Below are 13,840 nucleotides of genomic sequence, written 5' to 3' on the forward strand. Positions count from 1 at the left end.
CTCATACACTATTCACAATATGTTTATTTCAATAGTAGTATTCAGATCGGGTAGGTTCGGGAAACGACGGTGTCAAAAATGACGTCCCGGCTACACGCGTCTGCAGGTCGTTCCAGCACGGTGCGGTGGCCGAGGTGATCGGACCGGTCACACCGGCCACCGAAGCCGGTCGGTCCACCCCCGGCGTTCGCTCCCGCGACGTCTCTCCGTCGGTCCGAATCGAACGAGAACGCTGTCTTCAGCGCCATACAGGCCAGTTATCGATCGCCGACAGTTCGACCGCTTTCCGACGGCCCGCCGGCAAACGGCGGCGACTGCCGGGCGGAGGTGACCCCACTCGAGTCGCTCGAGCCGATTCCGATCGAGCAAATCCCGGCCCGTGTACGCCGCTGGAACGGTGTGTCCGATCGGGTATCGGAACGGAGTCCCCTCCGAGAGCTCGCTCGTACGGGAACCTGGTAGTACCGAGTTCCCGGACTCTAGTGGCAATCGTTTTGTCAGCGCCAGCCGAAGCTGCCAGTCGGTAACGTGATTACTGATACCGGGGTACATGGGACACGATGATCGACGACACACGCTTGGACGCGTATCACTTCTACGACGACGAGTGGGACAGCTACGAGCAGCTTCGGGCGGCCTTCGAGTGGGAGGTACCCGATCGGTTCAATATGGCGACGTACGTCTGTGACCGGTGGGCGACGGACAAGGGTCGAGTCGCCCTGTTCGCGGACGACGGGGACGGAGAAACGACGACGTACACGTTCTGGCAACTCCGGAACATCACGAATCGGCTCGCCAATTATCTGCGAGCACAGGGCGTCGAAGCGGGCGACCGGATCGGCGTCAACACTCCGCAGCGACCGGCGGCCGTGTTCGCCCACGTCGCGTGCTGGAAACTCGGCGCGATGTCCGTCCCGCTGTCGACCCTGTTCGGCCCCGACGCCGTTCGGTACCGTCTGGCGGACTGCGACGCGGTCGCGGCCGTCGTCGACGAGTCGAACGTAGAGACCGTCCGTGAGGTCCGACCGGACCTTCCCGACCTCGAGACCGTCCTGACCGTCGGCGACGTCGACCAGCAGGCGGACGAGACGGATCTCTGGGACGCCATCGAGGACTACTCCCGCGAGTTCGACCCCGTCGCGACCGACGCCGAGGACGACGCGATCCTCATCTACACCTCGGGGACGACCGGCGATCCGAAGGGCGTCCGCCACGCACACCGGATGCTGTTGGGGCATCTGCCGCTGTTTCTCACCACCTTCGGTAACATGGAACTGCAGGCGGGCGACGTCTTCTGGACGCCGGCCGAGTGGGCCTGGATCGCCTCGCTGTTCGACGTCGTCGTTCCGGCCCTGTTCTACGGCAAGCCGGTCGTCGCGTACAACGGTGGCCAGTTCGACCCGGAGGCGGCGTTCGAACTCCTCGAGCGGTACGGGGTCACGAACTTCTTTGCGCCACCGACGGCCCTGCGGATGATGATGCAACTCGAGGAGACGGACGGCTACGACGTGGGCTCGGTGCGGACCATCGCGGGCGGCGGCGAGTCACTCGGCGGGACGATCGCCGACTGGGCCGCAGCAACGTTCGGCGATGCGGTCGTCCACGAGGGGTACGGGCAGACGGAGGCCAACATGCTCGTCGGCGAGTGTACCGCCCTCGCGGCGTCCCGCGAGGGATCGATGGGGCTGGCCGGTCCCGGCCACGAGGTCGAAATCGTGGACCCCGATACGGCCGAGGCCACGGTGGAGCCCGGCGACGTCGGTGAAATCGCCGTGCGCTACGCGGACGATCCGGTCTGCTTCAAGGAATACTGGAACGAGCCCGAAAAAACCGATCGGAAGGTCCGGAACGGCTGGCTTCTGACGGAGGACCTCGGCACGATGGACGCCGACGGCTACGTCTCGTTCACGGGGCGCAAAGACGACGTGATCATCTCCGCCGGGTACCGAATCGGCCCGGAGGAAGTCGAGGACAGCATCGCCGGTCACGACGCGGTCGCCGACGCCGCCGTCATCGGCGTTCCCGACGACGAGCGCGGCGAGGTTCCGAAAGCCTACGTCGTTCTCTCGTCCGGGCAGGAACCGAGCGACGACGCTCGAGCGTCGATCAAACAGCACGTCCGGGACCGACTGGCGAAGTACGAGTACCCACGGGAGATCGAGTTCATCGACGAACTCCCGAAAACCGCGACCGGGAAGGTCCGCCGCGCCTCCCTCGAGGAATCGTAGCGGCCCCGCCGTCAGCCGGGTTGCGTTTCCCACTGTCGGGGACCACCGGATTCTGACACCGCTCACGAGCGCGGCTCGAGGCGGTCCGACCAGGCGGAACGTTCGGGAATCCCCCGATCGAACGCAACCGAGCAGTATCCATCTCCGAAACCATCTCGCGGGGATTCTCTCGAGCTGCGCCGTAGATCTGCGTTCGGATCGAGTCGCACGGTGGATTGATAGCCGTTCACACGAAACCACGGCTGTGACAGTATCCAGTGTCGGCTTTCACTCGCTGACCACCGAGGTCACCGATCACCGCCCGCCGGTCGAGGGCTCCGTCCCCGACTGGCTCGTCGGGACGCTGGTTCGCAACGGCCCGGCTCGGTTCGAGGTCGGCGACCGCCGCGTCAACCACTGGTTCGACGGGCTCGCGATGCTCCGGCGCTATGCCTTCGACGACGGGCAGCTCCGCTATTCGAATCGGTTCCTCCGCACCGATGCCTACGAGGGGGCGATGGACGGCCGGCTGACCGGCCAGTTCGGCACGGATACGCGCGGGTGGCGGCGGCTCCTCGAGACGGTGACCTCGCTGGGATTGCCGGACCCGACCGACAATGCGAACGTCCACGTCGCCCGCATCGACGGCGAGTACGTCGCGCTCACCGAGGCCCCGTGCCGGGTCGCCTTCGACCCCGAGACGCTCGAGACACGCGGACGCTTTCGATTCCGCGACGACCTGCCCGAGCACATCACGGCGGCGCATCTCGTGGACGACCCCCACCGCGACGAACTGGTCGGCTTCACCACGCAGTTCGGCCGGACGCCACAGTACCACCTCTACCGCCTCCGACGGGACAGCCGCACGCGCGAGCGCATCGCCGCTCTCGACGCGACGGGGCCGGCGTACATCCACGACTGCAGCGTCACCGCCGACCACGTCGTCATCGTGGAGTCGCCGCTCGTCCTCTCGGTGCTCCGGGCGCTCAATCCGCTTTCGGAGGGGGTGACTGACATGCTCGACTGGCGGCCGGAGGGCGAGACGCGCGTGTTCGTGGTCGACCGCGACACCGGTGCTATCGTGGCCGACCCGACGCTCGATCCGGCGTTCACGTTCCACCACGTCAACGCCTACGTCGACGGTGAGACCGTCGTCCTCGACCTCGTGGAGTTCCCAAACGGCGACATCGTCGATTCGATGTCGCTGTCCGAACTCGAGGGAGAGGGGTTTCCGGCCGTCCCCGACGCCCACCTGATGCGGTATCGCATCGACCCCGACGCGAACACGATCGACCGGCGGCGACTCTACGATGGCGGGATGGAGATGCCACGCGTCGCCCGTTCGGTCGTCGGCCGACACCACCGGTACGCGTACGGCCAAGCGACCCATCGCGACGGAGCAAATGGACTCGTCAAAGTCGACTGCGAGACCGGCACCGCCAGAGAGTGGTGGGAACGATCGGTCTACGTCGAGGAACCGATACCCGTCCAGCACCCCGATGCCGACGCCGAAGACGAGGGGGTCGTGCTCGCGACGGCACTGGACGTCGAACGCGAGCGGACGGTGCTCGTGATCTTCGACGCAGCGACGTTGGACGTCCGGGCGCGGGCCGTTCTCCCACACGCGGAGCCGTTCGGCTTCCACGGCCGGTTCTTCCGGGGCGTCTATCGTGGCAACTGAAACGATTTGTACACTGATCGCAATGCTGTCGTGCGATCAGGTGTGCAATGACTGTCAGTTGCTACGATAGCTCAGGCGAGGTCGGCGAGCGTTCCCGCCGTGACGGGACTCGCTGGCGGGGTTGCCATCGTCGCCAGCCGGTAGGTCGCGGCCGCCGCTCGGTCGACGGCGATGGGTCGAGCGTCGCCCAGTCGGCGTGCAACGGGCTCGACCGCTCCGATCGCGGTACACAGCCAGTTCACCGCCCGCGGGAAGTGGGGTTGATCGGGACCGTACACCGGTCCAAAACGCGGGACGACGATCGCCATGTCGAGGTCCGCGATAGCACGTTCGGCGCGCCGCCGGGCAGTGATGTACGCCCGCCCGACCAGCGGCGGCTTCGCGACGGAGGAGATGTAGACGAACCGGTCGACGCCGGCCCGCTCCGCCTCGAGCGCAGCTACGATGGCGGAATCCCCGTTGGTTCGCTCGAAGGTGACCCCGGCGTCGGGGGTCTCGGAGATGGTGCCGACGGCGTGGACGACGCAGTCGACACTCCGCAGCGCATCGCGCCACGTGTCAGGGCTGAACACGTCGGCGGTCAGCCACGTGACGTCGGCGGCCCACGGCCCGCGATGACGCTGTGCGGGCGGTCCGGTTCGTGCGACGCTCGTCACTTCGTGGCCGTCCGCGACGGCACGGTCGCACAGTCGGCGGCCGATAAAGCCGTTGCCGCCAGTGACCAGTAGGTGCATTGAACCTGCTACGGACCGTACGGGGAAAACCACGGTGGGCGGGGAACGACTGGACGGCCGATTCAGCGGCGTTCACGGACTCCGGGTTGGATACGCTCGTCCATCGATCCGTCCTCGGTGCGGTCGAGCGATACTCACGGCTCACGAGGTTGTACCCCGCAAAAGTATGGGCCAACTCGGATTCGAACCACCGGAAGACGGTCTCACTCGCTCCGCTCGTGAACGTGCGACGTCCGTAATTCAAATCCGAGTAGGATTATATATTCGCGGCTCGCGAGGTTGCTCGCCGCAAAAGTATGGGCCAACTCGGATTTGAACCGAGAGCCTCCACCTTATCAGAGTGGCGCTCAACCTAATTGAGCTATTGGCCCGCGTCGCCTCCTCTGCACTCGGTAGTTGCTCGGTGGAACGTTTAAGCGTTTCTTTCTCCCGGACCCGTGCGAACCGCTACCGAGCGAGGGGATCGTCGTCGTCTCGGTCGTCGTCCGCATCGTCCGTCCGCTCGTCGTCGAAGTCGATGGTGTACGCGTCCTCGTCGTTCCCGTTCACGGTGTACGCGTCGTCGCCGAGGTCGTAGGTTCCGCCGGCGGTCGACTCGGCGCTCTCGCCCGCCGTCTCCTGATTCGGGAAGCCGAACGTCCAGACCTGTCCGCTGGCGAACCCGCCCGTCTTCTTGTCGGCGTACGGTACGATCACGAACCGCTTGAGTGCGGCACGGATCGGAATCCGCGTCAGCGGAACGGCGAGCAGGAACCCGATCGCGTCGGTCACCAGCCCGGGTGTCAGCAGGAACGCGCCGGCGGCGATCAACAGCCCACCGTCGAGCAGTTCGTCGGTCGGCGGTTTTCCCTGGGCCATCGACCGCTGCATCTTCCGGATCGTCCGTCGTCCCTCGGCACGGACCAGGAGCATGCCGATCAGGCCCGTCAGGACGACGAGCAGGATCATCCCGACCCAGCTGAGGAACCCGAACTGGGTGACGATGACCGCGAGCAACACGGCGTCGAGGAACGGGATGAGCAACAGCGCGAAGATCCACCGGAGCATACCCGAATATAGCTACCGAAGCGTGAAAATCCTTTACTCTCGTTCCAGCAACGGAATGCCGACCGCTCGAGCACGCGATCCGCGGCTCGGGGCCGCGGCGCGTGCGAACGAAGGGCTTACCCTCGGGACGTGCGTCGGTCCGGTATGGACGACACGACCCGCGTCGAGTGGCGCGAGTGGGGACAGGCGGCCTTCGACGACGCCGCGGCGGCCGACGTTCCCGTCCTGCTCTCGCTGACCGCGACGTGGTGCGATCACTGCCACGAGATGGACGAGGAAACGTACGCGGAGCCCCGTATCGCGGCCAACGTCAACGACAGTTTCGTTCCCGTCCGGGTCGACGTGGACCGCCATCCGCGGGTTCGCGACCGGTACAACATGGGCGGGTTCCCGTCGACGGTCTTTCTCGCGCCCGACGGGACGGTCCTGACCGGTGCGGGCTATCTCGGTCCCGACGGGATGCGGCAGGTGCTCGACAGCGTTCGCACGATGTGGCAGACGAAAGGCAGCGGCGCGGCCCGCGTTCCGCGCCCGCTCCGGGAGGACAACCCGCCCGCCGGCGAACTGACACCCGACATCGAGTCGGCCATGCTCGGACAGCTCACCGAGACCTACGACGAGACCGCCGGCGGCTGGGGGCAGAGCCCGAAGTTCCCCCTGCCCGACGCCCTCGAGTTCGCCCTCAAGCGCGACCGGGAGATGGCGCTGCGCTCGTACGATGCGGTGGGCGCGAACCTGCTCGACGAGTACGACGGCGGCTTCTACCGCTTCGCGACCGACCGGGACTGGTCGGGCGTCCAGCGGGAGAAACTGCTCGACTCCAATGGGGCGCTCGTGCGCGCGTTCGCCAACGCCTATCTCCACACGGGGAGAGACGAGTACCGCGAACCCGCCGAGCGAACGGTCGAGTTCCTGACCACGACGCTGTGGAACGCCGACGCCGACGCGTTCGCGAACAGTCAGGCCCCCGGCGAGGACGACGCCCACAGTCTCGACGCGACCGATCGAGCGGCCGCCGACGAACCGTCGGTCGATCGGGGCGTCTTCGCCGGGCCGAACGGGCTGGCGATCGAGGGACTGCTCACCTACTACGCCTACACCGACGACGAGCGGGCCCGGCGGTACGCCGAACGCGCGCTCGCGACCCTCCGCGGGGACCTGCTCGCGGACGGTGTCGTCGCACACGCACGCGAGGCCGTCGAACGCGACGACGACGGCGAACCGGTGTGTCTCCTCGCGAACCAGGCCCGCGCCCTGGCGGCGCTGACGACGGCCGCCAGCACCCTCGAGACGGACGCGCTCGAGGACGCGACGGCGGTCGCGGAGGCGACGATCGACCGGCTCCACGACGAGGACTCGTTCCTCGACGGCCCCGCGGCGGGCGTCGGGCTGCTCGACCGGTCGCTTCGACCGCTCGATTCGAACGTCGCGTTCGCGGATGCGCTGATCGAGCTGGCCGTCCTCACCGGCGACGACCGCTACCGCGAGTTCGCGCGGGAGACGCTCGAGGCCTTCGCGGGGGCCAGCGACCGCTTCGGCGTCCAGATCGCCCGGTACGCGACGGCGGTCTCGCGACTGCTCGAGGGCTCGCTGGTGATCCGGGTCGCCGCAGCCCCCGGCGCGGACCTCCACCGCGCGGCGCTCCGGCTCGCGGACCACGAGAAGATCGTCGTCCCCGACGCCGACGCGCTCGAGCCGGGAACGGCGCGAGCCGAACAGGGGGACCGCGTGTCAGCGATTGCCGAAACTCCGGCCGAGTTGAGCGAACGCGTACAGGCCCTTCTCGACTGACGTGCGGCCCGTACCGGCCGAGGCCGTCCGCGCGTCAAACTACCACAGTGTTTATGTTTCTTCGGTGGGTTGCTTCCTGACATGGCCAACCTCAGGGACCTCGGGCTCTCCGAGTACGAAGCTCGAGCCTACCGTTCGCTACTCAACACCGGCCCCACAACGGCCAAAGAGTTGTCCCGGGCGAGTGACGTCCCGATGGGGCGGATTTACGACGTGTTGAACAGCATCGAACAGTACAACCTGGTCCGGAGCCAGACCGCGAGCCGGCCGAAGAAGTACGTCGCCGTCGAGCCCGCGACGGCGCTGGACCGGCTGCTCGAGGACAAGAAGCGCGAACTCGAGGAGAAGGCCGACCAGTACGAGTCGATCGTCGACGATCTGGCCGACGAACTCGACGCGGCCGAGCCGGTCGAAGAACAGTTCTGGACCGCCGCCGTCGGTCCCGAGGAGACGATCGATCTCCTCCTGGAACGGCTCGCGGCGGCCGACCGCGATATCGTGATGGTGTCGTCGCACCCGTCCCCGCAGTGGGACATGCAGGCCGTCAGCGAGGAGATCAACGCCCAGCTCGAGGACGCCCTCGATCGTGGCGTGTCGGTCGACCTCCTGATGACCCGCGAGATGGTCGGCTCGCTCTCGGAAACGGTCGGGAAGCGCTACCGAGACACCTTACAGCAGCGCGAGGACTTCGACGTGCGGACCCACGACGACGTGACCGGCTCGTTCAACATCATCGACGGCGTCGAGGTCTGTATCCAGGTGCCGAATCCGCTCTCCTCGGGCGAGGCGTTCGGCATGATCGATCTCAAAGATCCGGAGTTCGCCGCGAACGTCCACGAGGAGTTCGCCCCGCGGTGGGACGAGGCGGCACCGCTCGAGTTCTAGTCGGCGATCTCCTCGCGCAGCGTCTCCATCTCGACGATTCGCTCGGCGTGGGCGTTGTGCTGGTGGATCGACTCGTCGTTGGATTGGCTCATCGTGATCACGGCGTCGCCGGGCAGGTGATCGAACTCGTCGACGACGCCCTCGGCCAGCGCGCGGACGCAGTCCTCGACGAACTTCGCGTCGGCGTGGGCCTCGTAGGTCATGTGGTCCTCGTCGGGTCGCTTCGCGAGGTTGTAGATCCGCGCGCTCATCGAGTCCCGAGCGATGTCGATGATATCGTTCAGGTCGACCGACGGATCCCCGTTCGCTTCGACGGTCAGCGTCGCGTGGCCCCGCTGGGAGTGGCCCGGCTGGGGCACCTCGTCCAGGAATTCCGTGATCGTCTCCTCCTCGACGCCGAGGTCCTCGAGGGTCTGCTTGGCGCGGGCGGTCGACATCCCCTGCGAGCAGGGACAGACGGTCATGCCGGTGACCCGCGCACCGATCTCCTCGCGGGTGCCGTCCTCGGTCGCCGTCGCCGAGGCCACGATGTCGACGGTGTGCTGGGTCTCCCGGTCGCTCGCGGGCGTCTTCTCGCGGCGCATGAACTCCGCCTCCATCGAGACCTCCGCCCTCGAGGTGTAGTCGTGTCGCTCGAGCAGCCGTTCGGCGGCCTCGCCACAGACTTCTTCGACCTGATAGGCCTCCTCGCGGGTCGCGTCCTCGAGGATCTCGTCGATGACCTCCATGTTGCGGCTCATGTCAGCGCCCTTGCGCCACCCTGGGAGGTCGACGAAGACCTCGAACTCGGCGGTGAGCACGATCGGGCGCTTGTCCTCGCGGGCGATCTTGACGAGCTTGTCGACGCCGGTGACGCCGACCTGGCTCAGGCCGACGGTGACGTCGGGCGATGTCGCCTGCACGTCCGGCAGCTGATGACTCATTGCCCGCATTCAGGGCAGCGGGCGATTCAACCTTTCGGAACCGGGAGTCGCTTGCGCGGCCCCGTTCTCGTCGATGACGAATCCCTGTTCGGGCTGTCGATTCTTTCCGTACCTCTGGTCACAAGGTGAAGCGATGACGGGAAGTCGTCGTTCTTCCACGGTCAGTTTGCCAGCGGTGCGTTCGGCTCGGCTTCGACCCTTCGCCCGAGAGGTACGTCGCCCGCATTCAGGCGAGCGGGCGACTTACGAACCGAACGAGCGGCCGAGAAGTCGATCCGCTATCTCCCACAGAACGGAGAACACGGACAGAAAGAGGAACGTCGCCCCGATCTCGGTGACGAAGCCGTCCGTGAGATGTAGTGCGAAAAAAACTCCCAACCCGGCGGTGGCGACCCTGGTGACTCGGTTTAGGTCCCATTCGAGCAGTGCGGTGCGGAGGGCGAACATATTGTAGCGGTCGTCGAGCCGAATTATAGTTCTGGGGGTTGCGGGCTCCGCGTCGACGGCGCGGCTCGGATACTCTCGTTCTCGAGCCGATCGTTCGGTGCTGTAGGCTCCAATTCGACGGTCGAGTCAATCGACCCCCTGAAGCGTGAGGCGTCTGAATCTCCTGCCCCAAAATCGCCGATTCGGGCAACTACTGGGTAGTATTTGCACAACATATGGGGGTATGGCGCGATAATTTGCCAAAGTGAACTATCAGAAACACTCGTTGGTATCTTCCCAGCAGAGATGATCTGGTTATGAACGTCTGAACGAAATATTCATATGTTCAGAGAGCACAGATCCAATAGTCACGAAGCAATTCCCGCTACCAACTATGCCTTCATTTTCAGAGGAGAAACGAGATCGAGTCCGAGAATCGCTCCGTGATACCGGTCGAGATCTGTTCACTCGACGGGGAATACGCGCGACAACGATATCAGAGCTCACTGAACCAGCGGGCATCGGCACTGGTACCTTCTACCAGTATTTTGACTCTAAAGAAGCGCTCTATATCGATATCCTCGAACAGGAGAGTAAAGAGGTAATTCCCCGATTGTTGCGGGAATCGTTTGAGGCACATGATGATCCAGAGACTGCAATCATCGCACTACTCGAACAGTCTCTCAACGAGATCGAGTCTAACCCGATATTCCGCCAAGTCCTCATCGAAGAACAGGAACTTGCCCGTATACGCGAACAGGTTCCGGACGAGGAAGCATCTGAGAAACGAGAGAGTGCGATCGAACACTTCCTTCCGTACATCGAGAGCTGGTACGATGAAGGCAGAGTTACTGGATCGGACCCGAAAACGATTGCCCATACGATCAGGGCTGTCGTTCGGCTGGCCCACGAAAAAGACCGAATCGGGGAAGAACGATATCCCGCGGTTCGAGAGACACTCATCGAGGCCGTCGCAGCCGGGTTGACGCGAGAGCAGGACTCTGTAGAGGTCTCAAATGAATGAAACCGGCGGAGAACGATTGGATGGACCGGCCGTCATCTCGTTGAGCGATCCTGAAGCGACTGATCGTGAGCTTGTCGGCGGTAAAGGGGCAAACCTCGCTCAGCTAGCGACATCGGGATTTCCGATTCCGGACGGGTTCTGTGTGACGACGGTCGCATATCAACAGCTCATCGATACTCCGACGAGAGAGGCGATTGCTTCGCTATCCGAACTCGAACCGACGGATTCAGAACCGATTGCAGACGCTGGTGTGACCTTGCGAAAGCGGATACAGGAAGCAGAGTTCCCAGACGAAGTTCGGAACTCCATCAGAGGAACGCTCAAAGCGTCAACGGAAACGTACGCAGTACGGTCGAGTGCGACCGCCGAAGATCTCCCTGTGGCCTCGTTCGCCGGGCAACAGGAGACATTCCTGAACGTACGGGGGGTGGATGAGGTTATCAATCGTGTCCGTGACTGTATGGCGAGTCTGTTCACTGATCGGGCAATCGCGTATCGAGCGGAGAACGGTATCTCGCACGCGGACGTCTCACTTGCTGTCGTCGTCCAACAGATGGTTTCTCCGGACGTTTCGGGGGTGCTTTTCACAGCGGACCCGATGACGGGGAATCGTCACATTTCATCCATCGAAGCATGTCTCGGGCTCGGCGAGCCGCTTGTCTCCGGAGCGGTGAATGCAGACAACGTCAAAGTCGATGCTCGCACAGGCGAAATCATCACCTACGAAGTAGGAGACCAGCGGATTGCAGTTCGTCGTCGGCCCAGCGGAGGCACCGAGACCGTTGAGCTCCCGAACGCCGGTCAGTCGGATCAGGTACTCACCGACGAACAGGTGCATACGTTAGTTGAGGTCGGAAGCGAGATCGAAGCACTCTTCGACCGACCGCAGGACATCGAGTGGTCATTGACGGGCGGCAACGTCATCATCCTTCAGGCCAGGCCAATCACGTCGTTGTTTCCACTCCCCTCGCCGGCTCCAGATGACGACCGTTTCCATGTCTACATCAGCATGGGGCACGGACAATCGTTCGCCGAAGCGATGCCTCCTCTCGTGTTGGACGTCTGGAAATCGTACGTTCAAACGCTGTTTACCGAATACGGGTTTGATCCCGAGACGCAGTGGGGAGTCGAGGCAGGCGGGCGTATCTACATCGACGTTACGACCCCACTCCGGTTCGGTCCAATGCGAAAGCGATTTCCTGAGAGAATGGGTGAGGCGAACGAACAGATGGGTGTCACTATTGGCGACCTTCTCGACCGACGGGACGAGGAGTTTCGACAAGACCGGACTCTTCGGGAACGAGTTGCTTCAGTACCCTCCGTTGCGAGTTCGGCAGGGACCCTTCTGAGACGATCCCTTCCTCAACTAATAACGGTGTTCGGTGGATTCTTTGGCGCGTTCACTGGTGAACCGCTCTCTCCAGAGCGGGAGGAGGCAAGATGGGGAACGTGGGGAAAGAATATCGCCTCCCAAGTGCGAACTCCTGACGACGTTGCTGGGCAAGTCCGTGCCGTCTTCGACGTTCCGAGAGAGGCCACGCATTATCCATCGATGGGCGGACTCATCGCGGGAACTGTTGCGCAAGGGATGCTTGAGAAACGATTTCCTGACGCTCCTGAAGACGTCAATGCCGTCGGGCGAGGGCTGCCCCACGAGATGCTGACGAAAATCAATCTCGGAATCAGTGACCTCGCAGACATTGCACGTGAGCACCCTTCCGTGGTGGACGCACTGAATCGAGGTGCGTCGCTCGAGGAGATCAGATCGGTGGAGGGTGGGGAAACGTTCCTGTCTGCGGTTACCGAGTTTCTCGATGTCTTCGGCCACCGGGCGACTGGAGAACTGGATATTAGCCGGCCTCGGTGGCAGGATGACCCCTCCGTGTTGCTCTCCATTGTTCGATCTACTGTTAATTCGAGTGAAAAAAGTGGCCACCGCGATCACTTCAGAGAATTGGAACGGACGGCAAATGCGGCAGCCAAACGGCTTGAACGACGAGCTGGGCAGCGATTCCTCGGTTCGTTCCGCCAACGGCTAGTACGGCAACTTGTCCGTACGTATCGTGGTGGTATCCAAACCAGGGAGTATCCAAAACACGGTGTGGCATATTTTCTGACGGCGTGGCATGACGTGCTACGCGATGCGGGTGACCTCCTGGCTGCGAACGGAGCGCTATCTAACGCTGAGGATGTCTGGTTTCTTCGGAAGGAGGAACTCTTCGACGTGGTCGATGGTGAATCCATTACCGTCGACATCGCTGCCCGACGAGCCGAGTTTCAACGTCACGCTTCGCTGGATGCACCGCCGGTGGTAACGAGTGAGGGCGAAGCCCTGAGGGGCGATATTACACGCGAAGAGATATCGGAAGGTGCGCTCGTCGGAACAGGTGTTTCGGACGGTACTGTCGAAGGCGTCGCTCGGGTCGTCCGGAACCCCAGTGAAGAGACGATCGAAAAGGATGAGATTCTCGTCGCACCATCTTCTGATCCCGGTTGGACGCCCCTCTTTCTGAATGCAACGGGGGTCGTCGTGGAAGTGGGTGGACAAATGAGCCACGGCTCCCTTGTCGCACGAGAATACGGAATCCCGGCTGTCGTTTCTGTCCATGATGCAACCCGGCAAATACAGTCGGGCCAACGGATTCGTGTCGATGGAACAAACGGGATAGTTGACCTATTAGAGTAGCTTCAACTGCACAGCCTTGCTGTACTCGCCCGCTGTGGTCAGCACGCCTCCCTCGAGCGGACCTGAGGAATTCTGATGAAACAGGTCGCGGTACGCGAAGCCCACGCGGTAACTACTCTCGCGTTCGACCACCGAACAAACGCAAAACAAATCTCAAAATCGGAGTCGTTCGATCGACAGTCACCGCGCTGCCGGTCGATTCCAAAGCGGTGCTCTGGCGGGACGTCGTCCGCCACGGGCATCCGTACTGGCCAGCGATGGCCACGAGGTCCGCGCTCGGTCCGACTGATCTTCGAGTCCGACCGAGAACTGTCCGCCGTTCTTTACGTGCTTCTGATCACAAGGTGAAGCGATGACGGGAGGTCGTCGTTCTCGGGCATCTGAATGCGATAGCAACGGCCACGAATCCGTCGGCAGCCGCGACGATTACCGAGCG

At 63.5% G+C, this 13,840-nt stretch carries 9 protein-coding genes and 1 tRNA gene; 6 read left to right on the plus strand and 4 right to left on the minus strand.

Features of this window, described 5'->3' with window-relative positions; translation table 11 throughout:
- Nucleotides 1-560: 560 nt before the first annotated feature.
- Nucleotides 561-2,228 (plus strand): acetate--CoA ligase, encoded by a 1,668-nt coding sequence (locus BMX07_RS12690; RefSeq protein ID WP_090618251.1) that lies wholly within the window; start codon nucleotides 561-563, stop codon nucleotides 2,226-2,228.
- A 244-nt stretch (nucleotides 2,229-2,472) separates the two neighbouring features.
- Complete coding sequence (locus BMX07_RS12695; RefSeq protein ID WP_090618252.1) at nucleotides 2,473-3,888, plus strand: carotenoid oxygenase family protein; 1,416 nt, start codon at nucleotides 2,473-2,475, stop codon at nucleotides 3,886-3,888.
- A gap of 71 nt (nucleotides 3,889-3,959) precedes the next feature.
- On the opposite strand, the gene BMX07_RS12700 is transcribed toward BMX07_RS12695, so the two are convergent.
- From BMX07_RS12700 to BMX07_RS12710, 3 genes are all read right to left on the minus strand, one after another.
- A complete protein-coding gene (locus tag BMX07_RS12700) occupies nucleotides 3,960-4,622 on the minus strand; it encodes an NAD-dependent epimerase/dehydratase family protein (protein WP_090618253.1) in 663 nt (220 codons plus the stop codon).
- A gap of 297 nt (nucleotides 4,623-4,919) precedes the next feature.
- Nucleotides 4,920-4,993, minus strand: a tRNA-Ile gene (locus BMX07_RS12705).
- 76 nt (nucleotides 4,994-5,069) lie between these two features.
- Complete coding sequence (locus BMX07_RS12710; RefSeq protein ID WP_090618254.1) at nucleotides 5,070-5,669, minus strand: FxsA family protein; 600 nt, start codon at nucleotides 5,667-5,669, stop codon at nucleotides 5,070-5,072.
- Nucleotides 5,670-5,813: 144 nt separating this feature from the next.
- Here BMX07_RS12710 and BMX07_RS12715 point away from each other — a divergent pair, with 144 nt between their 5' ends.
- Both BMX07_RS12715 and BMX07_RS12720 read left to right on the plus strand, forming a co-directional pair.
- Nucleotides 5,814-7,460 (plus strand): DUF255 domain-containing protein, encoded by a 1,647-nt coding sequence (locus tag BMX07_RS12715; protein ID WP_090618255.1) that lies wholly within the window; start codon nucleotides 5,814-5,816, stop codon nucleotides 7,458-7,460.
- Between the two features lie 81 nt (nucleotides 7,461-7,541).
- The gene (locus tag BMX07_RS12720) at nucleotides 7,542-8,345 is read left to right on the plus strand and encodes a TrmB family transcriptional regulator (RefSeq protein WP_090618256.1); all 804 of its coding nucleotides are present in this window, start codon (nucleotides 7,542-7,544) and stop codon (nucleotides 8,343-8,345) included.
- Here the strand turns inward: BMX07_RS12720 and mptA are convergent.
- Entirely contained in the window at nucleotides 8,342-9,268 is a 927-nt protein-coding gene (gene mptA / locus BMX07_RS12725) for a GTP cyclohydrolase MptA (RefSeq protein ID WP_090618257.1), read from the minus strand. The two genes, BMX07_RS12720 and mptA, sit on opposite strands and share 4 nt — an antisense overlap.
- Before the next feature lie 820 nt (nucleotides 9,269-10,088).
- Between mptA and BMX07_RS25455 the strand changes: the two genes are divergently transcribed.
- Both BMX07_RS25455 and BMX07_RS12740 read left to right on the plus strand, forming a co-directional pair.
- Nucleotides 10,089-10,718 (plus strand): TetR/AcrR family transcriptional regulator, encoded by a 630-nt coding sequence (locus BMX07_RS25455; protein WP_090618259.1) that lies wholly within the window; start codon nucleotides 10,089-10,091, stop codon nucleotides 10,716-10,718.
- On the plus strand, nucleotides 10,711-13,404 hold the full coding sequence (locus tag BMX07_RS12740; protein WP_090618260.1) for a PEP/pyruvate-binding domain-containing protein: 2,694 nt from the start codon (nucleotides 10,711-10,713) through the stop codon (nucleotides 13,402-13,404). Before BMX07_RS25455 ends, BMX07_RS12740 begins: the two co-directional genes overlap by 8 nt.
- The last annotated feature ends 436 nt before the right edge of the window (nucleotides 13,405-13,840 follow it).

This window comes from Natrinema salaciae (assembly GCF_900110865.1).
Taxonomy (GTDB): Archaea; Halobacteriota; Halobacteria; order Halobacteriales; family Natrialbaceae; genus Natrinema; species Natrinema salaciae.

Excerpts from the sequence above, each read along its gene's own strand:
- BMX07_RS12690 (WP_090618251.1), top strand. The coding sequence starts at position 561 with ATGATCGACGACACACGCTTGGACGCGTATCACTTCTACGACGACGAG.
- BMX07_RS12700 (WP_090618253.1), bottom strand. The coding sequence starts at position 4,622 with ATGCACCTACTGGTCACTGGCGGCAACGGCTTTATCGGCCGCCGACTG.
- BMX07_RS12710 (WP_090618254.1), bottom strand. The coding sequence starts at position 5,669 with ATGCTCCGGTGGATCTTCGCGCTGTTGCTCATCCCGTTCCTCGACGCC.
- BMX07_RS12715 (WP_090618255.1), top strand. The coding sequence starts at position 5,814 with ATGGACGACACGACCCGCGTCGAGTGGCGCGAGTGGGGACAGGCGGCC.
- BMX07_RS12720 (WP_090618256.1), top strand. The coding sequence starts at position 7,542 with ATGGCCAACCTCAGGGACCTCGGGCTCTCCGAGTACGAAGCTCGAGCC.
- mptA (WP_090618257.1), bottom strand. The coding sequence starts at position 9,268 with ATGAGTCATCAGCTGCCGGACGTGCAGGCGACATCGCCCGACGTCACC.
- BMX07_RS25455 (WP_090618259.1), top strand. The coding sequence starts at position 10,089 with ATGCCTTCATTTTCAGAGGAGAAACGAGATCGAGTCCGAGAATCGCTC.
- BMX07_RS12740 (WP_090618260.1), top strand. The coding sequence starts at position 10,711 with ATGAATGAAACCGGCGGAGAACGATTGGATGGACCGGCCGTCATCTCG.